The organism is Sphingomonas spermidinifaciens (assembly GCF_002351485.1).
In the GTDB taxonomy this organism is placed as follows: domain Bacteria; phylum Pseudomonadota; class Alphaproteobacteria; order Sphingomonadales; family Sphingomonadaceae; genus Sphingomonas; species Sphingomonas spermidinifaciens.
Map to the genome: position 1 here is coordinate 1,627,377 of NZ_NWMW01000001.1, position 26,154 is coordinate 1,653,530.

The 26,154-nt window shown below is 67.0% G+C and carries 22 protein-coding genes, 1 tRNA gene and 2 pseudogenes; 15 read left to right on the forward strand and 10 right to left on the reverse strand.

Annotated elements, in window-relative coordinates:
- Positions 1 to 79 precede the first annotated feature (79 nt).
- Positions 80 to 1,345 carry an N-acetylmuramoyl-L-alanine amidase gene (locus COC42_RS07770; RefSeq protein ID WP_096342574.1) on the reverse strand — a complete coding sequence of 422 codons (1,266 nt, stop codon included), beginning with the start codon at positions 1,343 to 1,345 and terminating at the stop codon, positions 80 to 82.
- A 477-nt stretch (positions 1,346 to 1,822) separates the two neighbouring features.
- On the opposite strand from COC42_RS07770, the gene COC42_RS07775 reads away from it, so the two are divergent.
- Complete coding sequence (locus COC42_RS07775; protein ID WP_096342575.1) at positions 1,823 to 4,441, forward strand: ribonuclease E/G; 2,619 nt, start codon at positions 1,823 to 1,825, stop codon at positions 4,439 to 4,441.
- 250 nt (positions 4,442 to 4,691) lie between these two features.
- Here the strand turns inward: COC42_RS07775 and COC42_RS07780 are convergent, their stop codons facing one another.
- The 4 genes from COC42_RS07780 to COC42_RS07795 all read right to left on the reverse strand — a co-directional run bounded on the left by COC42_RS07780 (position 4,692) and on the right by COC42_RS07795 (position 7,740).
- Positions 4,692 to 5,087: an acyl-CoA thioesterase gene (locus COC42_RS07780; protein ID WP_096342576.1), complete on the reverse strand. Its 396-nt coding sequence runs from the start codon at positions 5,085 to 5,087 to the stop codon at positions 4,692 to 4,694.
- Complete coding sequence (locus COC42_RS07785) at positions 5,087 to 6,010, reverse strand: MliC family protein (protein WP_096342577.1); 924 nt, start codon at positions 6,008 to 6,010, stop codon at positions 5,087 to 5,089. Before COC42_RS07785 ends, COC42_RS07780 begins: the two co-directional genes overlap by 1 nt.
- Positions 6,011 to 6,056: 46 nt before the next feature.
- On the reverse strand, positions 6,057 to 6,407 hold the full coding sequence (locus tag COC42_RS07790; RefSeq protein ID WP_096342578.1) for a DNA primase: 351 nt from the start codon (positions 6,405 to 6,407) through the stop codon (positions 6,057 to 6,059).
- 100 nt (positions 6,408 to 6,507) lie between these two features.
- Positions 6,508 to 7,740, reverse strand: a complete 1,233-nt coding sequence (locus COC42_RS07795; protein WP_096342579.1) for a multidrug effflux MFS transporter — start codon at positions 7,738 to 7,740, stop codon at positions 6,508 to 6,510.
- A gap of 138 nt (positions 7,741 to 7,878) precedes the next feature.
- On the opposite strand from COC42_RS07795, the gene COC42_RS07800 reads away from it, so the two are divergent.
- The 6 genes from COC42_RS07800 (at position 7,879) to COC42_RS17895 (ending at position 13,516) form a co-directional block, all read left to right on the forward strand.
- Positions 7,879 to 8,832 carry an isopenicillin N synthase family dioxygenase gene (locus COC42_RS07800; protein ID WP_096342580.1) on the forward strand — a complete coding sequence of 318 codons (954 nt, stop codon included), beginning with the start codon at positions 7,879 to 7,881 and terminating at the stop codon, positions 8,830 to 8,832.
- A gap of 209 nt (positions 8,833 to 9,041) precedes the next feature.
- On the forward strand, positions 9,042 to 10,331 hold the full coding sequence (locus COC42_RS07805; RefSeq protein WP_096342581.1) for a homoserine dehydrogenase: 1,290 nt from the start codon (positions 9,042 to 9,044) through the stop codon (positions 10,329 to 10,331).
- A 91-nt stretch (positions 10,332 to 10,422) separates the two neighbouring features.
- A complete protein-coding gene (locus COC42_RS07810; RefSeq protein ID WP_096342582.1) occupies positions 10,423 to 11,904 on the forward strand; it encodes an MFS transporter in 1,482 nt (493 codons plus the stop codon).
- On the forward strand, positions 11,901 to 12,956 hold the full coding sequence (locus COC42_RS07815) for a serine hydrolase domain-containing protein (RefSeq protein ID WP_096342583.1): 1,056 nt from the start codon (positions 11,901 to 11,903) through the stop codon (positions 12,954 to 12,956). The genes COC42_RS07810 and COC42_RS07815 overlap by 4 nt, the downstream gene beginning before the upstream one ends.
- A gap of 12 nt (positions 12,957 to 12,968) precedes the next feature.
- Positions 12,969 to 13,045, forward strand: a tRNA-Arg gene (locus tag COC42_RS07820).
- Between the two features lie 141 nt (positions 13,046 to 13,186).
- The gene (locus COC42_RS17895; protein WP_245843928.1) at positions 13,187 to 13,516 is read left to right on the forward strand and encodes a hypothetical protein; all 330 of its coding nucleotides are present in this window, start codon (positions 13,187 to 13,189) and stop codon (positions 13,514 to 13,516) included.
- A gap of 54 nt (positions 13,517 to 13,570) precedes the next feature.
- Here COC42_RS17895 and COC42_RS17900 read toward each other — a convergent pair.
- The 5 genes and pseudogenes from COC42_RS17900 to COC42_RS07845 all read right to left on the reverse strand — a co-directional run.
- Positions 13,571 to 14,686: pseudogene (locus COC42_RS17900) on the reverse strand (recombinase family protein); the annotation flags it as partial.
- Positions 14,687 to 14,701: 15 nt separating this feature from the next.
- The gene (locus COC42_RS17400; RefSeq protein WP_141395803.1) at positions 14,702 to 14,902 is read right to left on the reverse strand and encodes a hypothetical protein; all 201 of its coding nucleotides are present in this window, start codon (positions 14,900 to 14,902) and stop codon (positions 14,702 to 14,704) included.
- A gap of 130 nt (positions 14,903 to 15,032) precedes the next feature.
- Entirely contained in the window at positions 15,033 to 15,407 is a 375-nt protein-coding gene (locus COC42_RS07835; protein WP_096342584.1) for a helix-turn-helix domain-containing protein, read from the reverse strand.
- Positions 15,397 to 15,720, reverse strand: coding sequence for a type II toxin-antitoxin system HigB family toxin (locus COC42_RS07840; RefSeq protein ID WP_096342585.1), 324 nt, complete (start codon positions 15,718 to 15,720; stop codon positions 15,397 to 15,399). The genes COC42_RS07835 and COC42_RS07840 overlap by 11 nt, the downstream gene beginning before the upstream one ends.
- Positions 15,721 to 15,771: 51 nt before the next feature.
- Positions 15,772 to 17,589 (reverse strand): DUF3363 domain-containing protein, encoded by a 1,818-nt coding sequence (locus COC42_RS07845; protein WP_217991263.1) that lies wholly within the window; start codon positions 17,587 to 17,589, stop codon positions 15,772 to 15,774.
- A 700-nt stretch (positions 17,590 to 18,289) separates the two neighbouring features.
- Here COC42_RS07845 and COC42_RS07850 point away from each other — a divergent pair.
- From COC42_RS07850 to COC42_RS18200, 8 genes and pseudogenes are all read left to right on the forward strand, one after another.
- The gene (locus tag COC42_RS07850) at positions 18,290 to 18,496 is read left to right on the forward strand and encodes a type II toxin-antitoxin system Phd/YefM family antitoxin (RefSeq protein ID WP_096342587.1); all 207 of its coding nucleotides are present in this window, start codon (positions 18,290 to 18,292) and stop codon (positions 18,494 to 18,496) included.
- The gene (locus tag COC42_RS07855) at positions 18,486 to 20,630 is read left to right on the forward strand and encodes a DEAD/DEAH box helicase family protein (protein ID WP_096342588.1); all 2,145 of its coding nucleotides are present in this window, start codon (positions 18,486 to 18,488) and stop codon (positions 20,628 to 20,630) included. The genes COC42_RS07850 and COC42_RS07855 overlap by 11 nt, the downstream gene beginning before the upstream one ends.
- Positions 20,631 to 20,642: 12 nt before the next feature.
- Complete coding sequence (locus COC42_RS07860) at positions 20,643 to 22,268, forward strand: HsdM family class I SAM-dependent methyltransferase (protein ID WP_096342589.1); 1,626 nt, start codon at positions 20,643 to 20,645, stop codon at positions 22,266 to 22,268.
- On the forward strand, positions 22,265 to 23,410 hold the full coding sequence (locus COC42_RS07865) for a restriction endonuclease subunit S (RefSeq protein ID WP_096342590.1): 1,146 nt from the start codon (positions 22,265 to 22,267) through the stop codon (positions 23,408 to 23,410). Before COC42_RS07860 ends, COC42_RS07865 begins: the two co-directional genes overlap by 4 nt.
- Complete coding sequence (gene darT, locus COC42_RS07870) at positions 23,400 to 24,044, forward strand: type II toxin-antitoxin system toxin DNA ADP-ribosyl transferase DarT (RefSeq protein WP_096342591.1); 645 nt, start codon at positions 23,400 to 23,402, stop codon at positions 24,042 to 24,044. Before COC42_RS07865 ends, darT begins: the two co-directional genes overlap by 11 nt.
- Positions 24,044 to 25,129 (forward strand): type II toxin-antitoxin system antitoxin DNA ADP-ribosyl glycohydrolase DarG, encoded by a 1,086-nt coding sequence (gene darG, locus COC42_RS07875; protein WP_096342592.1) that lies wholly within the window; start codon positions 24,044 to 24,046, stop codon positions 25,127 to 25,129. Before darT ends, darG begins: the two co-directional genes overlap by 1 nt.
- Positions 25,130 to 25,229: 100 nt before the next feature.
- Positions 25,230 to 25,937: a hypothetical protein gene (locus tag COC42_RS07880; protein ID WP_141395804.1), complete on the forward strand. Its 708-nt coding sequence runs from the start codon at positions 25,230 to 25,232 to the stop codon at positions 25,935 to 25,937.
- A gap of 12 nt (positions 25,938 to 25,949) precedes the next feature.
- Positions 25,950 to 26,141: pseudogene (locus COC42_RS18200) on the forward strand (helix-turn-helix domain-containing protein); the annotation flags it as partial.
- Between the last annotated feature and the right edge of the window lie 13 nt (positions 26,142 to 26,154).

Below are 26,154 nucleotides of genomic sequence, written 5' to 3' on the forward strand. Positions count from 1 at the left end.
CGGCGAGTGGAGGAGGACAGGCTGGCCGCATCCTCGTCCGTAGCCACGGACTCGATGCGGGGCAACGTCGCCAGAGGGCTCAGCGTGACGCGAGCCGCCGCGCGAAATAAACCTCGGTCGCGCGCGCCACGCTCTCCGCCACCCGCGACCGCCCGTCACGCGAGCCGAGGAACTCGGCATCGCCCTTGTTCGAGATATAGCCCGTCTCAAACAGGATCGACGGCATGTCGGGCGCCTTCAGCACGACGAGGCTCGCCATGCGATGGAAGTTGTCCTTGGTGGGAATCAGGGGCCGCGCCTCGCGCCCCAGCAGCCGCGCGAAGCTGGCCGATCGGTTCATCGTCTCGCGCTGGGCAAGGTCGATCAGCAGTGAGGAAATGTCGCTCGCCTGATCACCGAGGTCGAGTCCGGCGATGATGTCGGCCTTGTTCTCGCGCGCCGCCAGCCGCGCGGCTTCCTTGTCCGACGCCACCTCGGACAGCGTATAGGCGGTGGCGCCCGTCGCTTCCGGATTGCCCGCGCTGTCGCAATGGATCGAGATGAACAGGTCGGCCTTGAGCCGCCGAGCGATGCCGTAGCGCTCCTGCAGGATCAGGAACCGGTCGTCCTCGCGCGTCAGCGCGACACGCACCCGGCCGCTCTCGACCAGCCGGTCGCGGATTGCGAGCGCGGTTTTGAGCGTCACGTCCTTCTCGTAAAGGCCCGCTTCCTGATTGAGCGCACCGGGATCCTTGCCGCCATGCCCCGCATCGATCACCACCAGCGGCCGGCTGTCGTCCTCGCCATAGATGCGCGGCAGCGCGGGCGCGCGCTTCGGCGCGGGCACGGGCAGGCTGACGCGCGCACCGCGATCGGGCGCGATCGGTCGGCGCGCCATCGCGAGGCTGCCGTCGAAGCCCGACAGCGGCAGGCGACCGGCGCCCGCGGCGCGCGCGAACCGCTCGTCGTCGACGCGCTTTAGGACGAGCGTCAGCGTGCCGCTGGCCGCATCGAACCGGCCCTCGCGCACGATCGCCGGCCGGTCGAGGTCGAAGACGAGCCGTGCGCCGCGCTCGATCATGCCCTGGCGAACGCGGGCCACCGGTCCGCCCGGTGCGACCCGTGCGCCCGGCTTTACACCCACGATGTCGAGCGCAATACGGCGCGGCGCATCGAGGATGAAGGTCGAGGCGCCGGCGACATCGCCGTCCAGTGTGACGGTGATCGCCTCGTCATTTACCCGCACCTCGGCCAGGTCGCCCGCCAGCGCGGGGACGCCGCCCATCCAGACGGCGAGAAGCGCGATGATCCACGTCACCCGGCCGCTATGGCGCGCCGCCCGCGCGGCGGTCCAGTCAAAACGCATACCCTGTCTGCCCCTTTTGAACGGGACCGGCTTAATGCTGACCCTTTGGGGTAAGGTGAAACGGCGCGGTTAACGCCGCATCAGGCATGATTTTGCCGACCGGGCGGCCGAAACGCGCCGGTTGATGCGCAGGCGGCCCGGTGCTACGTCGCTGGATACCGGTCCCGGCGCGTCGAGGTTTGATGCTCTGCCGCACCGGGACATTCGTCCGGCCCGGCGTGCTTCACGGGGTCGGACGCTCACAGGTTGACGCTGCAATGAGGCTTGTTTCCGTCCTTCGCCAACCCGCCGCCCCAATGGGCCGGCGCGTGGCGCGGACGCTGCCGGGCGAACGCCCCGGCCGGCTCGCGGCAGCAGAGGCACTTCATCCACATCGAACGGCCCCCGACGCGATGCGCGCAGGGGCCAATCCATCGCATCGGCGCCCGGCCGGCCACGCGCCGCCGACGCCGCGGAGAGTTTTTAATGGCAACACGCATGTTGATCGATGCACGGCACCGGGAAGAAACCCGCGTCGCCGTCGTCCAGGGTAACCGTATCGAAGAATTCGACTTCGAGTCGGCGGAGCGCAAGCAACTCAAGGGAAATATCTATCTCGCCAAGGTGACGCGCGTCGAGCCGTCGCTCCAGGCCGCGTTCGTCGATTACGGCGGCAACCGCCACGGCTTCCTCGCCTTTTCCGAGATCCACCCCGATTATTATCAGATCCCCAAGGAGGATCGCGACGCCCTGCTCGCCGAAGAGGCCGAGCATGCCGCCGAAGAGGCCGCGCTGCGCGCCGCCGAGGATCATGACGACGACGAGGACGGCGACGTCGAGGTCGTCGAGCGACCTAGCGACGAGGAAGAGGCCGAGCATGAGGGCGGTGAGGAGGGCGCGTCCGCTCCGCGCCGCAAGAAGGGCAATGGCGACGACCCGGCCGAGGCGCTGCGCCAGCGCCGCATGAATCTGCGCCGCCGCTACAAGATCCAGGACGTGATCCGGCGGCGCCAGGTGCTGCTGGTGCAAGTCGTCAAGGAGGAGCGCGGCAACAAGGGCGCGGCGCTGACGACCTATCTGTCGCTCGCCGGCCGCTATTGCGTGCTCATGCCCAACACCGCGCATGGCGGCGGGATCAGCCGCAAGATTTCGTCGGCCGCCGATCGCAAGCGGCTGAAGGGCATCATGTCCGACCTGAAGCTGCCGCCGACGATGGGCTGCATCGTCCGCACCGCGGGGCTCCAGCGCACCAAGACCGAGATCAAGCGCGACTTCGACTATCTCGCGCGGCTGTGGGACGGCATTCGCGAGAACACGCTCAAGTCCTCGGCCCCGGCGCTCGTCTATGGCGACAGCGACCTCATCAAGCGCGCGATCCGCGACATCTATAATCGCGAGATCGACGAAGTGATCGTCGAAGGCGAGGAAGGATACCGCCAGGCCAAGGACTTCATGAAGCTCTTGATGCCCAGCCATGCGCGGCGGGTGAAGCAGTATTCGGACGCGGTGCCCCTCTTCCAGCGCTTCGGCGTCGAGGATCAGCTAGCGGCGATGTACCACCCCGTCGTCCAGCTGAAGTCGGGCGGCTACCTCGTCATCAACCCGACCGAGGCGCTCGTCTCAATCGACATCAACTCAGGCCGCTCGACGCGCGAGCACAATATCGAACAGACCGCGACTGCGACGAACCTTGAAGCCGCGCACGAGATCGCCCGGCAGCTTCGCCTGCGCGACATGGCCGGGCTCGTCGTCATCGACTTCATCGACATGGATCATTCGTCCAACGTCCGAAAGGTCGAGAAGGCGATGAAGGAGGCGCTGAAGAACGATCGCGCCCGCATCCAGGTCGGCCGCATCAGCGCCTTCGGCCTCATGGAAATGAGCCGCCAGCGGCTGCGCACCGGCGTGCTCGAAGCCTCGACGCGCACCTGTCCGCATTGCGAGGGCACCGGCCTCGTCCGCACGGCCTCGTCCGCCGGGCTGTCGGCGCTCCGCCTGATCGAGGAGGAAGCCGCGCGTGGTCGCGGATCGCAGCTCCTCCTGCGCGCCAGCCAGGAAGCCGCATTCTACGTCCTCAACAAGAAACGCGCCGACATTGCCGAGATCGAGGATCGCTACGGCGTGACGGTCGAGGTGGCGTCGGACGGCGAGCTCGAGGGCGCGCGCATGTCGGTCGAGGCGGCCGGCCCACCACCCGCGCACGCACCCAAGCTCGATCCGATCGTCGAAGAGTTCGACGAGCCTGAGATCGAGGAGTTCGACGAGGAGGAAGAAGAGGAAGCGGTCGAGGCGACCGACACCGAGCGCGCCGAACCGCGCCGCGATCGCGAGCGTTCCGGAGAGGGTGACGAGGGCCGCGGCCGCAAGCGCCGCCGCCGCCGCGGTCGCCGTGGCCGTCCGCGCGACGGCGAGGAGAATGGCCACGCCGCCGCCGGCGGCGAGGAGGCCGAGAGCACCGACGAGGCGATCGACGGCGAGGCCGAGCCGGTCACGACCGAGGCCCAGCCCGCGAGCGAAGGCGGCGAGCGTCGCCGCCGCCGCCGCCGCCGCCGCGGTGGCCGCCGCGAGGGGGGCGAGACGCCGGCTGGTGCCGAAGCTGCAGAAGGCGAGGACGATGCGCCCGCAGCCGAGGCAGAATCGCCCGTCGAGGCCGAAACCGCGGTGACGATCGCCGATGCGACACCCGCCGAGCCGGTCGAGGAAGCGCCCAAGCCGAAGCGCTCGCGCCGCAAGAAGGCCGAGGTCGAGGCCCCGCCGGTCGAAGTCGAAGCGGCGTCGGCAGTCGAGGCCGAGGCCCCTGCCAAGCCCAAGCGCACGCGCCGCAAAAAGGCTGATGCCGAGGCCGCGCCGGTCGAATCCGAAGCGACACCCGCCGTCGAGGTCGAAGACACGCCCAAACCCAAGCGCTCGCGCCGTAAAAAGGCCGATGCCGCACCGGGCGAGACCGGGGCAGCAGCACCCGAGGCCGACACCGCACCTGTCGAGGCGGCTCTTGCGGTCGAACCTGCCGAACAAGACCTCGCCCCCGCGACTGCCGACGAAACGGCCGCGGCCGAGGGTACCGAACCTGAAGGTCCACCCCGCCGCGGCTGGTGGCAGCGCACCTTCGGCAACTGATCGAATGAAGAGGCCGGGCGAAACCCCGGCCTCTTTTTTTCCGCGCCGGCTGAAGGAGAAACGAAGCGCCGGCTCAGGGCCGAAGTGACAAACCTTCAAAGTCGTTGGTCGTAATCAAGCGCCGCCTGACCGGTGCGTGTCGCCTGCCCAGCGGCGGCGCTGCAATCATTTTCCGTCCTCTACCCGTCACGCCGGACTCGATCGGGGTCCTGTTCCTTCGCTCTCTTAACGCAGGACGACGGCCGCCGCTTCACCCTAGAAACGGCGCCGCCATCTCCGCCGGCACGCGCATCAGGCGACCGCTGGCGCGCTCGATCAGCGCCCAGGTCGTTACCGCTTCCACCCGGACGCGGCCGTCGTCGCCAACGAAGCGCATGTGGCGGTTGAAGCGGGCGCCGCGCGGCGGCTCCGGCACCCAGGTCTCAGCGATCACGCGCTCGCCGGCGCGGACATTGCCGCGATAGTCGATTTCGTGCCGCGTCACGACCCAGAAGCAAGCGTCGCGATCCTCGGGCCGCGCCACCGCATGCCAGTGCGCGACGGCAACATCCTGGATCCACCTGACCCAGACGGCATTGTTGACGTGGCCCAGCTCGTCGATATCGGCTTCGGTCGCGATGATCTCCGCCCGGTACCGGGTCGCCATCAACGCGCCTCGCAGGCGAACGGCGCACCGCCCGGCAGCGTGACCGTTGCCGCATCACCCTTGCCGCGCAGCTCGAGCCCGTCCTCGCCCTTATATGCGATACCAGAGCCGACGGGCTGCTGCCTCAGCGTGCCGACCACGCGATAGCCGCGGCGGAGCGTCACCTCGCCCTTGGCATTGTCGAAGCGCGCGATCAGGCGCACGCCGCCTTCACACGCATAGCGGGCGGTGACGATCGCGTCGGCGGCGGGCGCGGCTGTGGGCGGTACCTCGGCAGCGGGCGCGGCCGGCGGCTTGGGCAGGATCTCGGCACTGGCGATCCGCCAGCGCCGCTGCGCGGGTGTCGCGCCCTCTATATCGCCCGTCCGGTGGAGCGTGACGATACCGCGCCGCTCGACGACCTCGCCGCTCTCCTTCATGCGCGCAGTGACGGTGACAGGCACCTCGACATAGCGCTGGCCCGCACCCGCGTCGATGCGACCGGGGGTGCCGATCTCGGCCCTAAACTCGGCGAACCGGTCGAAGCGCTTGGCGTAATCGGCGGGGGTCAGCCCTGACGCCTCGCCATCATCGTCCCACATCGCCCGCGCGGCGGCATAGTCGCCCCGCGTGATCCGCGCGTAATAGGCGCGAACGACCCGCGCCGCATCGGCGCGCCCCGCCTCAGGCGTTGGGGTTGCGGTCGGCTGCGCGCGCGGGGCAAGCGGCGGCGCGTCGATGCCGGGCAGCGCGGCGTCGGGAGCGGTCATGTCGGCCGCGGGCTCGGGCAGCGGCGCGAGCGCGGCATTGTCCGCCTCGGCCGCTTCCTCGTTCATCAGCGTGACTGCGGGCGCATCGGCGGTGGCCGAGTTGTTGCCTGCCTCCTCGCCGCCACCGCAACCCGTCAGCAGTGCCAGCGCGATCAGGGGCGATCCGTATCTCATGCCGGTCAGCCTGCCGAACGGCGCATGCCGCCGTCAACCCCGTGCCTCAGGGCTCTAGCGCCGCACGATCGCCGTCGTCGAGATCGTCGTCGCCGTCCTCGCTCTCGATCGAATCGTCGTCGAAATCGGCCTGCGCTTCGTCCTCGTCGCGATCGTCCTCGTCGAGCTCGGCGTCGTCGTCCTCCTCGCCGATATCCTCGTCGGACAGATCGTCGAGACCGTCTTCCTCTTCCTCGTCATCGTCGCCGAGGTCGGGCGCAACGTCGGTCAGGATGGTGCCGTCGCTCGGCCCGTCGCGCGTCACCTCGAGGATCTCGGCGCGCTGGCTCTCGTCATAGCCGTCTTCCTCGTAACCGTCGTCATTGGGGCCTTGTTCGCCCACACGGTGTCCGCCCATCGCACCCTCCTTGATTGAAGCAGAGTGGTAACGGGCCGGGTCGATGCCCGTTCCTTCGCTGTTGCCGGCTCACGTCGGATTGCGGCGCCGGCCCTCAGACCTAATGCGGGCGAAACATCCGGCCGCGTTCGGCCACCGCGACGACCGCAAAAGCGATCACGCCCATCAGCAGGAAGCCGCCGTAGAGCGGCACCGTCGTCCCGTCGAACGCTTGTCCGATCGCCGCGCCGATCAGCGCGCCACCCAGGGTCGAGACGAAGCCCTGGAAGCTCGAGGCAAGGCCCGCAATGCCGCCCATATTCTCCATCGCCATCGCCGAGAAGTTCGACGCGGCAAGGCCGAAACACGCCATCAACAACGCCTGGAGGACGATGAACACCGGCAGCGATTCTAGGCCCATCAGCCCGACGCCCAGATGCACCGCGGCGATCAGGATCAGCCCGGTGAGCGCGCTGTGCGAGATCAGCCGCGTGCCGAAGCGCATGACGATGCGCGAGTTCATGAAGTTTGCGAGCGCCATCGTCCCCGCGACGCATGCGAACACCACGGTCAGCCACTCGGCCGCGCCGAACAGGTCGGCCATGATCTGCTGGATCGAATTGATGAAGCCGAACAGTCCACCCGACAGCAACGTCGCACCGAGCGTATAGCCCACCGCCATGCGGTCGCGGCATACGCGTGCGAACCCCGCAAGGATCGGGCCGGGCCGCAGGGGACTGCGCTGATCGGGATCGAGCGTCTCGGGCATCCGTACCCAGAACCAGGCGAGGACGAGGCCCGCGACGGTCGCGATGCCGACGAAGATCCAGCGCCACGGCGCGAACAGGAGGACGATCTGGCCGAACGCCGGCGCGAGCACCGGCGCCGCCATGAACACGACGAAAACCAAGCTCATCACCCGCGCCATCGGCCGTCCGGCGAAACAGTCGCGCACCATCGCCACGGTGACGACGCGCGCGCCCGCCACCGCCATCCCCGCTACGAAGCGCGCCGCGAGCAGCAGCGTGAAGCTGCCCGCCGCCGCCGCGGCGAGGTTCATGGCAACCGCGATCAAGAGCGACACGCCTAGGATCGGCCGCCGCCCGAACCGGTCGCTGAGCGGCCCGTGCGCGAGCTGCGCGACCGCGAACCCGATCAGGAAGCTGGTGATGACGAACTGACGGTCGTTGGGGTTCGAAACGCCGAGGCTGTCGCCAATCGCGGGCAGCGCCGGCAGCATCGAATCGATGCCGAGCGCCGTCAGCGCCATCAACGCAGCCGCCAGCGCCACGAACTCGCCAAACGGAATCGGCGCGCGGTCGAGCGACGCAGGGGCGGCAAGCGGTTGATGCATCGGGGCTCCTTAGCGCGGACGGCGCCCGCGTCACGCCCAATGTTGGTGCCGCAAACGAAAATCTCGGGCCGCTTGCGGGGGGCCGGGCGCCCGCCTTATCTTGGCGCGCAGGTCGTTCATTCAAGACAGGCATTTTCCATGCTCGATACCCCGCTGGCCGATATCCGGCCCGTCTCCCTCGCCGACCAGGCCGCCGATCCCGACGGCTTCGCCCGCGATTTCGGTGAGGCGTTCCAGCGCTATGGTTTTGCGATCGTGCGCGACCACGGCATCGACGAGGGGCTGATCGCCCGCGCCTGGGCCATGACCGAGGCGCTGTTCGCCCTGCCGGAGGAGCAGAAGCGCGGCTGGTACGTCCCCGGTGGCGGCGGCGCGCGCGGATACACGCCCTTCAAGACCGAGATCGCCAAGGGCGCCACCCATGTGGACCTCAAGGAGTTCTGGCATATCGGCCGCGAGCTGCCCGCCGGGCACCGCTTCGCGGCGGTTATGTCGCCCAACATCTGGCCTGACGTGCCCGAGGGATTCCGCGACACCTTCCTCGAACTGTTCGCCGCGTTCGACGCAGCCGGGTCGCGGCTCCTGTCGGCGATCGCCCGCTATCTCGATCTCGCGCCCGACTGGTTCGAGCGCGCGGTCGAGGACGGCAACTCGGTCCTCCGCCTGCTCCACTATCCGCCCGTGACCGAGGATGCGCCCAACGTTCGCGCCGGTGCCCATGAGGACATCAACCTCATCACGCTGCTGCTCGGCGCCGAGGAAGCGGGGCTCGAACTGCTAGACCGCGATGACCGCTGGCTGCCGGTCAAGCCGCCCGAGGGGGCGATGGTGGTCAATGTCGGCGACATGCTGCAGCGGTTGACCAACCACGTCCTTCCCTCGACCACGCACCGCGTCGTCAACCCGCCGCCCGAGCGCCGCGGCCATTCGCGCTATTCGATGCCCTTCTTCCTCCACCCCGCGCCCGATTTCGTCATCAAGACGCTGCCCGGTTGTGTCTCGGCCGATCGCCCCAACCGCTATCCCGAGCCGATCACCGCGCACGATTACCTGCATGAGCGGCTGGTCGAGATCGGGCTGATCAAGAAGTAGGGGCGTGACATCCCCGCTGCGTACCCTGGCGAAGGCCGGGGTACGAATGCACCTAGGGGAACGAGTAGCCCGACTAAGCCCGAGCCCACTTCTTCTTCGTCACCCCGGACTTGTTCCGGGGTCCACCGTGCCGCATGAGCCGGTTGCGCCGCACGTGCGGCCACGTGGATGCCGGAACGGGTCCGGTATGACGAAATGAGGCTGAAGTGATGACCCAACCCCTTCGCGTCGCGATCGCCGGCCTCGGCACCGTGGGGGCGGGCGTCATCCGGCTGATCGACGCCAATGGCGAGCTGATCGCCCGCCGAGCCGGCCGCCCGATCGAGGTCGTCGCTGTCTCCGCGCGCGACCGCGCCAAGGATCGCGGTGTCGACATCGCGCGCTTCGCCTGGGTCGACGATCCCGTCGCGCTCGGCCGGCACGAGGGCGCAGATGTGGTGGTCGAGCTGATCGGCGGCTCCGACGGTCCGGCCCTCGCGCTCGCGCGCAGCAGCTTTGCTGCGGGCAAGAGCTTCGTCACCGCCAACAAGGCGATGATCGCGCATCACGGCCTCGAGCTCGCGCGCGCGGCCGAGGACGCCGACGTCGCGCTCAAGTTCGAGGCGGCGGTGGCGGGCGGCGTGCCCGTCATCAAGGGCCTGCGCGAAGGCGCTGCCGCGAACGAGATCGCGCGCGTCTATGGCATCCTCAACGGCACCTGCAATTTCATCCTCAGCCGAATGGAAGCCGAAGGCCGCGACTTCGCCGACGTGCTGGCCGAGGCGCAGGCCAAGGGCTTCGCCGAGGCTGATCCCAGCTTCGACATCGACGGCGTCGATGCCGCGCACAAGCTGTCGATCCTCGCCAGCCTCGCCTTCGGCACCAGTCCGGCGTTCGGCGACGTGGCTATCACCGGCATCCGCCACGTCATCGCCGCCGACATCGCGGAGGCCGCGGCGCTCGGCTATCGCGTGCGCCTGCTCGGCCTGGCCGAGGCGGGTGCCGGCGGGCTGTTCCAGCGCGTCCACCCCCACCTCGTACCGATCGACCACCCGCTCGCGCACGTCACCGGCGCGACCAACGCCGTCGTTGCCGAGGGGAATTTCGTCGGCCGCCTGCTCTTCCAGGGTGCGGGCGCAGGCGACGGCCCGACCGCAAGCGCCGTCGTTGCCGACCTGATCGACATCGCCCGCGGCGAGTTCGGCCCCGCCTACGCCATGCCCTCGGCCAGCCTCGCCGCCCAGCCGCCTGCCGACCCCGGCGAGCGACGCGGCCGCGCCTATCTGCGTTTCGCCGTCGTCGACAAGGTGGGCGTCCTCGCCGAGATCGCAGCGGCGATGCGCGACGCGGGCGTGTCGATCGAGAGCCTGATCCAGCGCGGCGCGACCGGCGAGGGCGAGGTCATCGTCACGATTGTGACGCATGAAGGGCCGGAGCGATGCGTCGCACAGGCGCTCGACAAGCTCACCGGCTCTCCCAGCCTTGCCGGCCGTCCGATGTGGATGCACATCCTCGGCTGACGGTAATGCCGGGCAATCGGCGCTGGCATTAACCTGGATCATGGACGTATCCTGTGTCGCCGCGGCTAGGTCGCGGCAGAGGGCATGGGACATGACGGGCGCTGACAGACCACAGGCGATCGCCGCGCCCCCCGGCCGTCTCGCGCTGTTCGCGCTGCTGGGCGTCTGCGCGGGCCTCCCTTTCTATCTCTTCTCGACGGTCCTGTCGTTGCGGCTGGCGCAGAACGGCGTGCCGATCGCGGTCATCGGCTTCTTCGCTTGGGTGTCGCTGCTCCCCACCTTCAAGTTCCTATGGGCGCCCATTGTGGATCGCTTCGGCGTGCCGGGCTTTGCGCGCTTCTATGGCCGGCGGCGAAGCTGGATCCTCGCCGGCCAGCTCGGCATCGCCGCCTCGATCACGGGCCTTGCGCTCACGCACCCCGACCGCTCGCTGACCGCAACCGCGTTCTGGGCACTCGCCCTCGCCTTCTGGACGACGATGCTCGAAATCGCGGTCGATGGCTGGCGGATTGAGCTGGCGCCGGACGCCGCCACACAGGGGCCGATCGTCGCGGCGAACATCTGGGGCTATCGCGGCGCCATGGTCGCAGTCGGCTCGGGCGTGCTGCTGGTGGCCGAGCGGGCCGGCTGGGCGGCCGGCTATCTGATCCCCGCCGCCGTTGCGCTCGCCGCCTTCGTTCCCATCGCCGCGACCCGCCGTGACGCCGCGGGTGAAGGCGGGCGAGTGCCGGCGCTTGCGAAGGGACTGGCGGCATCGGCCGCACTGTTCGCGGGGCTCGCACTCGTCATCGCGATCGCGGGCTCGGCGCTGCTGGCGCTCGCCGCGGCGATAGGCATCGGTGCGAACAGCAACGTGACGCCTTGGCTACTCGGCCTCGCGCTCGTGCCGTTCCTTGCCATGGCTCTCGCCATTCCCGCCATCCGCCGCCGCTCGCCCGAAGCGATCGCCGCCAGCGGCGCGCCAATGCGGCCCTATCTCGACTTGTTCTGGCGCTATGGCTTCGCGGCGATCACGCTGCTCGCCTTTGTCTCGCTCTATCGCATGGGCGACGTGCTCGCCCTCACCCTCGCAAAGCCCTTTGTTGCGGCGCTCGGCTATTCGCTCGGCGCGATCGGGCTGGCCGACGGGATCGTCGCGCTCGCCGCGAGCATGGCGGGGGTCGCTGCAGGAGGACTGCTCGCCGCGCGCTGGCCGGCGGGCAGCACGCTCGCGCTCGGCGCGCTGCTCGCCGCGATCGGCAATTTCGCGTTCGTCTGGCTCGGTGCCCGGCCGCTGTCGGCGCCGGCCCTCTGGCTCGCCACCGGCGCCGACCAGTTCGGCAACGGCTTCGCCGGCGCGGCGTTCGTCGTTTATCTTTCGCTGCTGGTGAACCCCGTCCATGCCGCCGCGCAATACGCCTTCCTCTCGGGCTTCGCCTTCCTCCTCCCGCGGCTGCTGGCGGGAGGGGCGGGGAGCTTTGCAGCGGCTCACGGCTATTCGGCCTTCTTCCTGATGGCGGGTACGCTCAGCCTCGCCGCCCTCCTGTTTCTGCCGCCGGTGCTTCGCGCCCGCCCGCGCGAAGGAGTGGCATGACCCTCGCCGCCATCGCCGATCTGGCCTTCGCCCCCGCTGCGCGTTCGGTTCGAGAGGGTGCAATCCCCGGCGCAACGCTCGGCCTCGTCACCGCCGACGGCGAACGCGCGCTCGTCTCGACCGGCGCGGCGCAGATCGCGCCGATGCGCGAGCCGCTCACGCTCGGCCACTGGTTCGACCTCGCCTCGCTGACCAAGGTGATAGCGACGACGCCGGCGATCCTGCGGCTGGCCGACGAAGGCCGGCTCGACCTCGACCGCCCGATCGCCGACGCGATCCCGGATCTGCGCCAATATGATGTCGCGGGTGCGGCAGAGCGGCGCATCACCTTCCGAGCGGCGCTGGCGCACCAAACCCACCTGCCCGCGGTCGAGCCGCTCTACACCTATGGCGACGACCCGCGCCGACTGCGCGCCTTCGTCCTCCAGCGGGAGTGGCGGGCGGGGCCGCCCGTCTATTCGGACATCAACTTCATCCTGCTCGGCATCGCGATCGAGCGGCTGACCGGCCAACCGCTCGACCACCTGCCGATGCCCCCGGGGCTCGCCTGGCGTCCCGATGCCGCGCTCAGCGTCGCGACCGAACGATGCATGTGGCGCGAGCGCGTGCTGAAAGGTGAGGTGCATGACGAAAACGCCTCGGCTCTTGGCGGCGCGGCTGGCCACGCCGGGTTGTTCGGCACCGTCGACGGCGTGCTCGACTTTGCGCGCGGGCTGCTCGACGGCACCGGCGCCTCGCCCGCAGCGCTCGCGGCGATGCGCGAGCGTGCGTCGCCGACGCGCACCTGCGGCTGGGAGCGACGCGTGCCCGGCTGGCCCGGCGGCGATGCGTGCAGCGACGCGACGATCGGCCACACCGGCTTCACCGGAACCGGCCTGTGGCTGGACTTCGACCGCGGCCTTGCCTGGACGCTCCTCACCAATCGCGTCCACCCGACCCGCCACCGCGAAACCGGCATCGCCGCGCTCCGCCGCGAGACGGGCGATCGCGTGATCGAGGCGTTCGACCGGGCCTGGCCAAAATCACTGGCGCCCCCCGCCCCGCTTTGCTAGGCCCCGCTCCAGGCACCCGTAGCTCAGCTGGATAGAGCGCTGCCCTCCGAAGGCAGAGGCCACAGGTTCGAATCCTGTCGGGTGCGCCATTTCAGTCCCAAGCTGGGAACGCCGGTTGCCGCCGTTTCCGCGCTTGCGGCGGCGGTCAGGGTGCGAAGCAGCTCCGTCTTCGACCCGACGATGCGCGCTTCTGTTCTCGTGACTTCGATCCTCTGCGCCACCGCCCGAAGGTGATCGCGGCGGTAGCGGCCTTCGCCGGTGCGAAGGCGCTTGCGAGCCGCATCTGCGAACGCCAGCACTTTCTCGTGCGTAAGCTCCGGTCCGGCGCGGTCTATGGCGCTCGCCGCGCGGGCAGCGTCGGCCTGCGCCTGGTCGCGTATGGCGTTCAGCTCGGCGAGCCGCGCTTTCAGTGCCGGATCAGCGGTGTCGGCGACGCCATTCTCGATAGCCTCGTAAAGCCGGTTCAGCTTGGCCTCGGCCTCGGTTGCGCGCTTGCGCAGCTCGGCGAGGTGCTCGCGACGGCGGCTGGTGTATTCCTCGCGCCGGTCCAGCACCTCTGACAGGAGCGCGGTTAGCCGCTTAGGGTCGAGCAGCCGTCGCTCAATATGCTCGGCAACCGCCGTGTCGAGCTTGTCCATCGGCACCGTCGTTCCGCCGCACCCGCTTTCGCCCTGCCGCGCCTTCGTCGAGCACGTATAGTAGCGGTAGCGGCCATACTTGCCGGTACGGAGCGTCATGGCTCCGCCGCAGTCGGCGCAGAAGGCGATGCCGGTGAGCAGCGTCGGGCCGCTCACGACGCGCGGTGCGGTCCATCGGGGGTTGCGGGACTTGAGGTGCGCCTGCACCGCTTCCCACTCGGCCTTGGCGACGATCGGCGGCACGGCCATGACCGCGTGCTCGGCCTCCGGTTTGGGGCGGCGGGTCTTGTGGTCGCGGGTGTTGAAGCGGTGCTCGCCCCAGTAGGTCGTGCGCGTCAGAACCTGATGCACGGCGGCGATGCCCCAGCGCCCGCCGTCGCGGGTGCGGATGTTCGCCTCGTTCAGGTGCTTGGTGATCGCCTTCAAGCCCAAGGGCCCGCTGTCGCCTGAACCGTGCAAGGCGAGCCTATAGATTAGCCGCACCGTCTCGGCGTGGATCGGATCAACCTCCAGCTTCTTCTTGACCTTCGCCCCACGCTGCTCAGCGGCGACAATGCGGTAGCCGATCGGCGGTAAAGCACCGTTCCAGAAGCCCTGACGCGCGTTCTCGTTCATGGCCCGGAGCGTGTGCTTGGCGTTCTCCTTCGACTGGTACTCGTCGAACAGCGCCATGATCTGCCGGATCATGTTGCTCATGGGATCGTCGCCCAGCTCCTGGGTGATCGACACCAGCCGCACGCCCGCCTTGGCAAGCTTGCGCACGTAGAACTCAAGCTGGAACTGATCGCGAAAGAAGCGGCTGAACGAGTGGACGAGCACCACCTCGAATGGCGTGCCGCCGTGCAAGGCGGCGTCCATCAGGCGCTGGAACTCGGGGCGGCGGTCATCGGTCGCGGACTGGCCCGGTTCGACATACTCGGCCACCACGTTCCACCCCCGTGAGGCGACGTAGTTCTCAGCCTGCCGCCGCTGGTCGGGAATGGAAAGGTCGCTCTCGGCCTGGCGGCCTGTCGAGACCCGCAGATAGAGCGCCGCGCGGGTAGCAGAGCCGGGCGACGCGGCCTCCGCCAAGTGAGAGGCCGCATCGGTCATGGCTTGTGTCCTTGGCTAGGGAAGCGGTCCGAACAAATCGTCGAGCACGTCGCCGAAGTGGGCCTCGATAATGCGAACCTCGGCATCGGTGATGGGTAGGACGTAGGGCCAGTCATCGATAACGGCGATCGGCTCTGGATCGGCACGGGCCAGTCGCGCGCCGCGTTTCGCGGCCTGGGTAGCATAATCGTACAGGTCGAGTGGCGCGGCCCCCATAGGCCGGCGACACTCGGCCGAGTCGCTGTCGTGAGATGGTGCGCGGCGCATCGCGCCAGCATCGCCGCACGGGCCAGAAATAAGAACAGCCCATGTGCGCTACGCCGCGCGACAGTGTGCGCCGCGTCGGTCACGCTGCTTTCCGCGACGGCCGGATCAGTACCTCGGCCGGGATGCCGAGCCGGTCGTGCAGGCGCCGGATCATGTCGATCGACAGCCCACGCCGGCGGTTCAAGACCTCCGCGATCCGCGTTCGCGTGCCGATCACGCCCTCCAGGTCGCGGCGCGTCAGGCCCTGCTGCTCCATCCGGAATTTGATCGCCTCGACCGGATCGGGCGCGTCCAGCGCATGGTGCTTGGCCTCGTAGGCGTCGATCAGCGTCACGAGCACGTCGAGCCGGTCGCCATCCGGCGTGCCGCTCTTCGCTCCCCAGAGCCGGGCGACCTCCTCCATCGCCGCTTCATGATCCGCGTCGTTGCGGATGGGCTTCAGCTCAGTCGCCATGCTCCACCTCCTTCACGTCGATCCGGTCATAGTCACGGTGCGTGCCGACCCACTTGATCCAGACGATCGCCTTCTCGAAATCGACCGCGACCACCAGCCGGTAGTCGTTGCCCTTGATGTTGAAGACGATCCGGTCGGCGCTGACGATGCTGGCGGTCGCATAAAGCCGCTTCACATCGGCGGTGCTGGTCCAGCTCGCCTTGCTCACTTCCGCGAACCACGCATCGAGCGCAGCCTTCAAGGCCGGTTGATCCTTGTGGCCGACCCGGCTCTCGACGAAGTCGCGCAAGGTGCGCCGCGCGATGATCCGCATGTTCCTTCCCGTTTATCATGCGCCCATATTGGGCGCAAGTTCTGATCAGCCTTATAGCCCGAGGCCGCGCGACCGCCCGAACGTCCAGTCGATGCCGCCGCCCGGCATGGCGATTCCGCTGATCTGCTGGTCGATGCGCTTGGTGAGCGCGTCGTTCCAGGGGACGAGCTGAAACCCCAAGCCATTGTCGATCATAGCGAACCGGCCGCTCGCAAGCTGCGCCTGCCCAACCAGCTTGCCGCTGATCCGATCGCCGGTTGCGGTCTCCTGAAAGGAAAGGCCGCGCTCGGCCGCGAACGCCTTGCCGACCCGCGCGACTTCGGCGCGCTCAAGCTGCGCCAGCAAGTCGCTGGGCGCGCGAAACTTGCCGCCACCGAGGTCACGAACATATCCCATCTCGGTGAGCGCCTGCTTGCGGGCGTTCCAGGCGGTCTGCACGTCGCCGCCGAAGCCACCAGAAGCCAACGCCTCCCGATCTTGGCCGAGCATCGTCCGGTCGAGCCACGTCGCGCCCTCGTGACGGACCTGGTGATCGAGCGGCAGGTGGGAGCGCTCCTCGATGCGCGGGCCGCTCCTGAACCGCTGACGGTCGAAGGCTAATGCACGTTCGGGCAGATCGGCGGGGATCGTCCAATGCTCCGCGTCAACGCGTTCGACGATCCCGGCGCGGCGTAGGGCCTCCAAGCGGCGGACATGACTGCGGACATAGGCCTCGGCATCTGCGGCTCCGAGCCGCTCGCGCATCTGTTCGAGGTGAGACGCTGGACTGTAGACACCGCCAGGGTCAGTCGCTGCGAGAATGTTGCGATCTGAAGCGCGCGGCGCGGTCGGCGGCGGCTCGACCGCGATGACACTGCCGCGCCGGATATCCTCGGCCTGGGCGGCGCTTGCCTCGACGTAATGGGCACGGCCGTCCACGCCGTCGATGGTGAGGCCGATGCGATCCCCCAGCCCGTCGCCGGCAAGTTGCTTGTCGCGAACCTGGCCGACGATGCGATACTTCGGGCCATCGCCATGGAGCTGGTAGTCGGCGACCGATCGCACCTCAGCGAGGCCGTCGCGCTCCAATGCGCGGTGGATGGTCTTGATGATGTCGCCGCGCTCTCCAAGGGCGCGGAGGCGCTGCTCGGCTTGCGGCGCGACCGCCCATTCGCCCGGCCGGTACTCGGTCGCGAGTCCCAGACGCTCCAGCGCGCGAGCCCGCTCAATCAGGAGGGCTCGGTTGCGGCGCAGCTCGATCGCCATGTCCTCGTCGGGCCGGAGATCGGCGAACTCAGCCGCCTGTTCCTGCCGGGCGATGAGCATCCGGTCGAGCCGGGTGAAGCGTTCGGCATCCACCTCGCGCTCAAGCTGGCGCGTCACCTCCTGCTCAGACTGGCGGCCCAGCTCAAGCGTGACCACCTCGCTCGCCCGCTCGCGGATGCCGTGAGCGATATAGTCGCCGGCGATGTCGAGCCGCTTGCCGTCGTCGGTCACGCCGCGAACGAGGATGTGGGTGTGCGGGTGGCCGGTGTTGTGGTGGTCGACGGCAATCCAGTCGAGCCGCGTCCCGAGGTCGGCCTCCATTTGGGCCATCACCTCGCGAGTGGTCTGGCGGAGGTCGGTCAGCTCGACACCCTCCTCGGCGGAGACGATGAAGCGGAACTGGTGCCGATCCTCGCGCCCGCGCTCCAGGAGAGCGCGGCCATCGGCCACGTCCTTGTCGGCCGAGTAGACTTGGCCCTTCTCGCCTTCGTGAGTCACGCCGTCGCGCTCAAGGTAGCGCAGGTGGGCGTCGACCGCCGAGGCGCTGACATGCGCGCGGGTGCGGGCGCCGCCGCGCTGCGGGTTGAGCTTGACGATCCGAGCCTTGACCGCGACGCGGCGCATCCGGGTTCGAACGCCGCCTCCGTCCCGGCTCCAGGCGCTCCGGCCCTTCAGCCCGGCCGCAACCGCAGCACCCCGGCCGCGCGCATTGCACCGCCCGCTTTGCTTCCCGGCTCTGCCCGCCCGGGACGGGTCGCCGCCTGCCCGCCGGATCGCTTGCTGCACCTGGCCGGCGAAGGTCTTGGCCCGCGCTCGCACGGGGCGCGGAAGCTTCGCGCGGCCACCGTCCCGGCCGCGCTCTCTGACCCGACCCGAACGGATACGAAAACTGTCTTCATCGGCGGCCATGGACCGACGATTGGAAGGGGAGAATCAGTCGGGCAAGAGCGCCGTTGCCGGCGTAGTGACGTAGCGCGCAAATGCAGGCGGGCGGCGGCGAACTGCGGTTCGCCGCTGGCTGCACTGTGGGGGTGGCACCTACTTAACCATTGATAAGACGGAGGAAAACGCCTGGCGCGCCACCCATGCACCTTACGGGCAGGCTCCGTAGGTGCGGAAAAATAATGTGCAGACAAACACTTAGGGACGTAGTCCCGGTGGCGAGGCAACTCGCTTTATCTTGCCATCAACCCCTCCATCTCCTCCGCCGCTTCGATCGGGGTCCACAGGCGAGCGACCTGTCCTCAGGGCCGCCCATGATCGCCAGCTTGCAGAAGAGCTATTTTAGCCGCTACAGTGCGGGCCTGAAGCGACGGGGCGGCCTATGAAAACCATGTCGGCGCGCGAGGCCAAGAATGGCTTCGGCATGCTAATCGACACGGCACGTGCGGAGCCTGTGTTGGTGGAGAAGCATGGGCGTGGAGTCGTGATCGTCATCTCCGTCGAAGAGTATGAGCGGCTGAACCGTCGTGCTGAGCGCAGAACGGCTGCACGGGCCCCATCAGTGGAGAGCGCCGCTGATGGCCAATGAAGCGTTCGCACGGGTCAAGATCGATCAGCTTCTGCGGGATGCCGATTGGCGCCTTACGGATGGCCGAAGTGTGCGGTTCGAGTATCCGCTGGATGACGGTGGAAAGGCGGATTATGCGCTCTTCGACCGTCAAGGGCGCGCATTGGCGGTGCTCGAAGCGAAAAGCACCAGCGTCAACCTGTCGGCCGGTGAGGCGCAAGGTCTACGCTATGCGGACCAGCTCGACGTCCCCTTCATCTTCCTGTCAAACGGTGAGGAGGTCTGGTTTCGCGACAAGTTCCAGGACGCCCATTTTCGAACGGTCGAAACCGTCTTCAGCCAGGATGATCTCGTGCGGCGGAAAGCCGCCCGCGACATCCGCCGCAACCCGCTCGACATCGCCATAGACCAACGCATTGCGGGTGGTGGCGGTCGCCTGCACCAATCCGTCTGCATTGATGTGCTGTGCCGTGAGATGGTGGCGGGTCGGCGCAAAATGCTCGTCGAAATGGCGACCGGCACAGGCAAGACGCGCACGGCGGCAGCATTACTAAAACGATTATTCGAGGCGAACTGGGCTACGCGCGCCCTTTTCGTGGTCGATCGGAACACGCTGGCGATTCAGGCGGAGGATGCCTTCGCGGAGCATCTTCCAACCCTCCCGTGCTACCGTGTGCCGCGGACTGGCCGACGTTTCCAGGACGAGAAGCGTATCACAATCGTGACGCTTCAGACCCTGGTGAATGAGTATGAGAAATACTCGTCCGGCTACTTCGATCTGGTCGTGATCGACGAGTGTCACCGCAGCATCTACGGCCAGTGGAAGAGAGCGCTCGATCACTTTGACGGCGTGAAGATCGGGCTGACGGCGACACCGTGCGTGATGCGGGACGCGCCCGACGTGGACGAGGAAGATCGCGCGGCGATCCGAGACACGCTGCGCTTTTTTGAAGTCGATAAGCCGACCTACAGCTACTCGATGTCCGAGGCTATCGCCGACGGGCATCTCGTCCCGCACGAAATCTACCGCGCCATGACCGGCCGGACCGCAGCCTCCGATGGGTTCGCCGTCAAGCGATCTGAAATCGACTGGGATGCGCTCGACGACTCAAGCCGGTCAGAGTTGGAGCGGCTCTTCGATGACCGGGACGAGTTGGTGGTCGATCCCACCGCCCTGGAGCGCAAGTTCACGATCCCCGAGCGGAATCGGGCGATGGTGCGCGAGTTTCGGCAAATTCTTGAGCAGGGTTATGTCGGCCCGAACGGCGTTCGGCGCGCACCCGAGTGGGGCAAGACGATCGTTTTCGCGGTCACGAAGCGACATGCTGAGACGCTCGCCCGGATATTCGACGACGCCTTCGCGGACAAGAAGCCTACGCCATCGACGCGGTATGCTGACTTCGTGGTCTCAGGGCTTGGGCCAGACGATACGGTAGACGGTGCGGCGAAGATCAAACGCTTCAAGAAAGAGCCTTTCCCGCAAATCCTCGTCAGCGTGAACATGCTCGATACGGGCTTCGACTGCCCCGATGTGCGGAATCTGGTCATGGCGCGCTTCACCCACAGCTCCATCCTCTACCAGCAGATGCGCGGGCGCGGGACGCGTCTCGCGCCGGGCAAAACCCGCTTCACCATGTGGGACTTCACGGGTGTGACCCTGCGCCATGGTGACGACGAAGAGCCGGGCGACGGCGGAGTCATCGTCGTTCGGGAGAGCAAGGCGCCTCCGCCAACTGCGCGACGGCTCCTTACGCTCGACGTGCATGATGAGGTCGATCCCACGACCCGCGAGTGGGTGACGGTCGACGAGACCGGCCACGCCTACCTGGATGTCGATGAAGCGCGATCCGAAGCACTTGGCGGGCGCTTCGAGACCTGGCTCGATGACCAGCCGTTCAATGCCGATCAGCTTCGGCTTCTTCACCTCGTAAAAGAGCAGATCAAAGCGAATGCAAGCGAGCTGGATGGGTTCGACAGTTGGCGATTCGACGCGCCTCCGCTGTCGATGAACGGCGGCTATGAGCGCGCCCGCGCCGTGTTCGGCGGCGACGCCGAACTCGAAAGCGTACTGGCGAGCCTCAGCGCAGCAGTGTTCGGCGACGGCGCCGCCGATGTTGCCGAAGATGATCCCACTCGGCCGCGCAAGCCCTTTTGAGTACGAGCGACAATGCCTTTCACCCCCGACATGCGCCGCAAGGTCGATCAGATCCGTGATTACCTGTACGGCGGCGGCTATCCCGACCCGCTGTCCAATGCGGAGCAGCTCAGCTTCCTGTTCTTTTTCTACATGATAGAGGGGATCGACGCCGCGAACGTGCGTCAGGCCAAGGCGACAAGCCGAGACTACGCCTCTCTGTTCGCGGGCGAATGGATAATCCGCAACCCGCTGAACGCCCCCGCAAAGGGCGTCGAGACGATGCCGCGCGACCGGATGCGCTGGTCGTCATGGGCGAATGCGATGTCCGGCGAGCAACTGGTCACCTTCGTTCGTGATGAGGTGTTCCCCTTCTTCGCGGGGATCGGTGACCAGTACGGCATGAGCTTCATGGCACAGGCGCGGCTCGCGATCGACGAGCCGACCGTGCTGACTCAGGTTGTCACGCTGGTTAACGAGCTCCGGCTCGAACAGGCAGACCCGGATACCAAGGGCGACCTCTTCGAACACGTGCTTCGGCAGATCAAGCAGGCAGGCGAGCTGGGGCAGTTCCGTACACCGCGGCATATCATCCGCGCCATTGTCGATCTGGTCCATCCGCAGATCGGCGAGACGGTCTATGACCCCGCGGCCGGGACGGCCGGCTTCCTCGTGGCGGCCTATGAGCACATCCGCCTCGCCAACTCGTCGGCGAACGGTCGCGATGTCGCGGAGCTGGAGGGCAAGACGTTCGAGCGCGGGTTCGGCGATCGGCTGAACCAGGGGCAATGGCGCAAGCTCCAGACCGAGACCTTCTACGGGAACGACGTCGACCCCAAGATGGTCAGCCTCGCCAGCATGAACCTGGCGCTACGTGGGCTGCCCGACGTTCGCATCCTGAAGCGCAACGTGCTGACCACCAGCTTCGACCGTCAGGCGAAGGCGGAGAAGGCGCTGCCGCTCGACGGTTATGACGTGATCCTGGCGAACCCGCCCTTCTCAGGCAGGATCGACCGCGACCGGATCGTCGACGACGTGAAGATCGGGACGAGCACGGCGACCGAGCTGCTGTTCGTCAAGTACATGATCGACAACTTGAAGCCGGGCGGCCGGTGCGGCGTGGTCGTTCCCGAAGGCGTGCTGTTCGGCTCCACGGGCGCACACCGGGAGCTGCGCCGGATGCTGATGCAGAACAACCAAGTCGAGGCGGTGCTGTCGCTGCCCGGCGGCGTGTTCCAGCCCTATTCGGGGGTGAAGACGAGCGTGCTGGTCTTCCGCCAGGGCGGTCGGACCGAGCGCGTCATGTTCCTCCACGCCAGCAACGATGGTTTCAAGCTCGACGCCAATCACGATCAGCCGATCGAAGCGGACGACCTCCCCGGCCTGCTCGCCGCCTTCAACAGCCGAGAAGAGATGTGGGCGGATTGGCAGGCGCGCGACCCCGCCGCACCCTGGACCGAGAATTGGTGGTTCGCTGACACAGCCGCGATCGAGCGCGAGGACTGGAACCTCTCGGCCTCCCGCTACCGCCCCGAGAGCCGCGAGGCGGCAGAGCATCGGAACCCGCGCGAGCTGCTCCAGGAGTTGGAGGAAGACGTGCAGGCGGTGCTTGGCGACATCCAGACGCTGGCGGCCGAACTGCGGGGAGAGGCGGCGTGAGCGGATGGCCCTCAGTTCGGTTGGATACAGTCGCTAGTGTGATTCGCGGGGTCACGTTTGGAAAGGGCGACGTGATCCTAGCTCCCGTCGAAGGCGACATTCCGGTCCTCCGTGCCGGAAACATCGATAGGCAATTGATTCTTGATGATGATCTTGTCTGGCTGCCGAAGCGGGTCGTTCGTGAGAGTCAGTTGCTTCGATGCCATGACATCGTGATGTGCATGTCGTCGGGTAGCGCTGCAATCGTTGGGAAAAGCGCGCTTCTGGAAAAAGAGTGGACTGGCTCGTTCGGCGCATTTTGCGCCGCTATCAGGGCGAAGCCGGCGAAAGTGGAAGCCAAGTTTCTCGCACATCTTTTTCAGGGTGCTGCGTTCCGCTGCTGGGCAAGTGCGGCTCAGGGTAACAACATCAAGAACCTCAACAAGTCCGCTTTGGAAGGCTATGTGTTTCGGCTTCCGCCGCGCGACGAGCAGCGGCGGATCGTTCGGCTGCTGGACCGGGCCGCGGAGATCAGGCGCCGTGCCGACGCCGCCCGCGCGAAGGCCCGCGCCATCATCCCCGCTGTCTTCCTCGACATGTTCGGCGATCCGGCGACCAATCCGAACGGATGGCCTGAGCACGCGCTGACGGAGCTGTGCCGGCCCCGACAGTGGAAAACTATAACAGGTGCAGAGCTGCTGCCTTCCGGCTTCCCGGTCTATGGCGCGAACGGGGTGATCGGTTTCTATTCGGATTACAATCACGAGGAGCCGGTGATCGCTGTCACATGCCGCGGTGCGACTTGCGGGACGGTCAACGTCACCGTGCCACGCTCGTACGTGACCGGCAACGCTATGTGCCTGGACGACCCCTCGCCGAAGCTGGAGCTGGAGTACCTCGCGACTGCTCTGCGACTTCGAGGATTCAGGGATGCAATTACTGGCGCAGCACAGCCTCAGATCACGAGGCAAGCGCTGACTGTGGTGAACGTGCCTGTACCTCCGTCCTCACTCCAAAGGGCCTTCGCCGAACAGGCCCAACGCCTCGAAGCTACCGCTCGCGCCCTCGACGCCGCCGCCGCCAAGGCGGAAGCCATGGCCGCCGCCCTCTCGGCCGAGGTGTTCGCTCCCGAGGCGGCAACGACATTACGCGATGCCGCTTGACCTCACCCCCGAGCGCGGCCTGCTGTTCCGGATCACGCACGTCGCGAACGTGCCGTGGCTCCTATCGCACGGCCTGCACGCTGCCAGGGGTGCCGCGGCCGATCCCAACTTCGTGCCGATCGGCAACCCGGACCTGATCGACAAGCGAACCCGTCGGGCTGTTCCCATCCCGCCGGGCGGCATGCTCTCCGACTACGTCCCGTTCTACTTCACGCCCAAGTCACCCATGCTGCTCAACATCAAGACCGGATACAACGGCGTCACGCGTCGCTCGAACGACGAAATCGCGATCTTGGTCTCGTCATGTCAGACGATGACGGCGCGAGGCGTGACGATGCTCTTCACCGACCGGCACGCTTACACGGCGACGGCGGCTTGGTCCGGCGCTGCTACCGACCTCGCCGACATGCTCGATTGGGACATACTGCGCCGGCATGACTTTGCCCGGAGCGACGCCTATCCCGACAAGATGGAACGCTACCAAGCCGAGGCGCTGGCGCACCAGCACGTGCCCCCGTCAGCGCTGCTCGGGATCGGCTGCGCATCCGAAGGCGTTCGGCCTCCGCTTGAGGCGGCAGTCGCCAAGGCTGGAACCAGTGTCAAAGTCTTCGTACGTCCAGGGTGGTACTTCTGATGATTCGATTCACCCAAGGCAATCTGTTGGACGCCGATGTCGAGGCGTTGGTCAACACCGTCAACACGGTGGGGGTCAGCGGCAAGGGCATTGCGCTGATGTTCAAGGAAGCGTTTCCGGAGAACTTCAGGTCGTATGAGGCGGCGAGCAAGGCCGGTGAGATCGCGCCCGGCGGGCTCTTCATCACCGAGCGGCATGACATGCTCGGGCCTCGCTATATCGTCAACTTCGCGACCAAGAAGCACTGGCGGCACCCATCCAAACTGGAATGGATTCGGGATGGTCTCGAAGCTCTCAAGCGGGAGATTGGGGCTCGGGGTATTCGATCCGTCGCCATTCCTCCGCTGGGTGCCGGTAACGGCGGACTCCGCTGGGGAGAAGTGAAGCCTTTGATCGTCGAAGCACTACGGGACGCTGATTGTGAGATCGTCGTCTATGAGCCGACCCAGACCTATCAGAATGTGGTGAAGCGACATGGCGTCGAGAAGCTGACGCCCGCCCGTGCCCTGATGGCCGAGATGATCCGGCGTTATGAAGTGCTGGGCTTCGACTGTTCCATTTTGGAGGCTCAGAAGCTGGGGTGGTTCCTGAAGCGGACGATTGTGCGGCTAGGCCTCTCGAACCCGATCGCCGACGATTTCGCTGCCAATCGGTACGGCCCATACTCCGACAAGATTCGCCACCTGCTGGACAGCTTGGACGGTAGCTATCTCGAATGCGAACGCCGGGTTGCGGACGCGCGGCCCTTCGACCCGATCCGTTTCCGCCATGATCGTCAAGACAGGGTCAGCGCGTACCTCACCTCTCCAGAGGCGTCCGCATACCGTCCGGCGCTCGATGCAGCGGCGGACCTGATCGATGGGTTCCAGTCTCCCCATGGCCTGGAGTTGCTTGCCACGGTGGACTGGCTTCACGAGGCATCAGGCGTCGAACTCTCGGTCGACCACATGATGCAGGCGATCGCTACCTGGCCTGGGCCAGACGGTGCCGCCGAACGGAAGAGCCGGATCTTCAATCGGCATCATGTCGAGGCGGCAGTGGCGCAGTTGCAAACGTTTTCGTCGCGGGCTGCTCTCACCTCCTAACCCGGCGGCCTGCAAAATATCTTCGCCATCCTCTTGCCTTGTGCAAAAATCCGGAGCATAAATCAGCCCGACGATGGCGAGGGCGGAGGCGAGTGTGACTGTGGACGAGATCAAAGCCCGTGTGGTCGGCACGCTGCCGCGCGACCTAATCATTGATCTTCTCGACACGGCGGTGTCACGCGCGCGTCAAGCGCACGAACTCATCCGCGATAATACGGACCTGTCTGGGCGTAGCGCTCGCGGACTGGAAGGACAGGCGCGCTTTCGCCTCATGGAAAAGGGCTTTCAAGACGCGTGCGAAGCTCATGGCGGCTTGCGACTGGAAGGGGACATAATCCCTGGCACCGACCTTCGTTACTTCCAACCATTCATGCGATTCGGGGGTGACGGACCTGGAGTGCTGCTTGGCCTGGCATCAATGCCGGAGCCCAGAGAGCTGCCGACTAGGAATCAATCGAGACTGGCGGGCGTCACACTCAATTACCGACTGACCCCGCGTCTGGACCTTGAGGATGACGGCAGTACGGCGCAGCCGGGCGACATCTTCGTACTGCTACTGTTCGCCCGAGACCCTTCGCAGGGCGGCCGTTTGCAAGAAGTCGCCATTGGCGTGATCGATACGGAGTATCAGGGCTATCTGGCATACGAGACCGTAGAGTCGTTGATGAAGGCGTATGCTCCGTCGACATCGGGAGCCGATACTGTGCCGGACGGGGAGCCGCTCGTCAGGTTGAAGCGGAAGCCGAAAGCCTTCAGGCCGCCGGAGCAGCCGGACTCGGATGAGGCGGTCGACGGTTCGGCGGAATAGACGACTACGGCTATGCCCATCGGCACACCAGGCTTCGAGCCCGGCCGCCTTACGGAGGTCAGGGCAGCGCGACGGATTCCGAGCATGTCCGCGTTGGCGCGGGCAATGAGCTTGAATCCAAGTACCGTTTCCCGATGGGAGGAGGGAAGCTCAGCTCCTGATCCAGATACGTTGACCCGGCTAGCGGCTTTCCTGGGGGTGCGACCGGAGTTCTTCT

Excerpts from the sequence above, each read along its gene's own strand:
- COC42_RS07770 (WP_096342574.1), bottom strand. The coding sequence starts at position 1,345 with ATGCGTTTTGACTGGACCGCCGCGCGGGCGGCGCGCCATAGCGGCCGG.
- COC42_RS07775 (WP_096342575.1), top strand. The coding sequence starts at position 1,823 with ATGTTGATCGATGCACGGCACCGGGAAGAAACCCGCGTCGCCGTCGTC.
- COC42_RS07780 (WP_096342576.1), bottom strand. The coding sequence starts at position 5,087 with ATGGCGACCCGGTACCGGGCGGAGATCATCGCGACCGAAGCCGATATC.
- COC42_RS07785 (WP_096342577.1), bottom strand. The coding sequence starts at position 6,010 with ATGAGATACGGATCGCCCCTGATCGCGCTGGCACTGCTGACGGGTTGC.
- COC42_RS07790 (WP_096342578.1), bottom strand. The coding sequence starts at position 6,407 with ATGGGCGGACACCGTGTGGGCGAACAAGGCCCCAATGACGACGGTTAC.
- COC42_RS07795 (WP_096342579.1), bottom strand. The coding sequence starts at position 7,740 with ATGCATCAACCGCTTGCCGCCCCTGCGTCGCTCGACCGCGCGCCGATT.
- COC42_RS07800 (WP_096342580.1), top strand. The coding sequence starts at position 7,879 with ATGCTCGATACCCCGCTGGCCGATATCCGGCCCGTCTCCCTCGCCGAC.
- COC42_RS07805 (WP_096342581.1), top strand. The coding sequence starts at position 9,042 with ATGACCCAACCCCTTCGCGTCGCGATCGCCGGCCTCGGCACCGTGGGG.
- COC42_RS07810 (WP_096342582.1), top strand. The coding sequence starts at position 10,423 with ATGACGGGCGCTGACAGACCACAGGCGATCGCCGCGCCCCCCGGCCGT.
- COC42_RS07815 (WP_096342583.1), top strand. The coding sequence starts at position 11,901 with ATGACCCTCGCCGCCATCGCCGATCTGGCCTTCGCCCCCGCTGCGCGT.
- COC42_RS17400 (WP_141395803.1), bottom strand. The coding sequence starts at position 14,902 with ATGGGGGCCGCGCCACTCGACCTGTACGATTATGCTACCCAGGCCGCG.
- COC42_RS07835 (WP_096342584.1), bottom strand. The coding sequence starts at position 15,407 with ATGGCGACTGAGCTGAAGCCCATCCGCAACGACGCGGATCATGAAGCG.
- COC42_RS07840 (WP_096342585.1), bottom strand. The coding sequence starts at position 15,720 with ATGCGGATCATCGCGCGGCGCACCTTGCGCGACTTCGTCGAGAGCCGG.
- COC42_RS07845 (WP_217991263.1), bottom strand. The coding sequence starts at position 17,589 with ATGCGCCGCGTCGCGGTCAAGGCTCGGATCGTCAAGCTCAACCCGCAG.
- COC42_RS07850 (WP_096342587.1), top strand. The coding sequence starts at position 18,290 with ATGAAAACCATGTCGGCGCGCGAGGCCAAGAATGGCTTCGGCATGCTA.
- COC42_RS07855 (WP_096342588.1), top strand. The coding sequence starts at position 18,486 with ATGGCCAATGAAGCGTTCGCACGGGTCAAGATCGATCAGCTTCTGCGG.
- COC42_RS07860 (WP_096342589.1), top strand. The coding sequence starts at position 20,643 with ATGCCTTTCACCCCCGACATGCGCCGCAAGGTCGATCAGATCCGTGAT.
- darT (WP_096342591.1), top strand. The coding sequence starts at position 23,400 with ATGCCGCTTGACCTCACCCCCGAGCGCGGCCTGCTGTTCCGGATCACG.
- darG (WP_096342592.1), top strand. The coding sequence starts at position 24,044 with ATGATTCGATTCACCCAAGGCAATCTGTTGGACGCCGATGTCGAGGCG.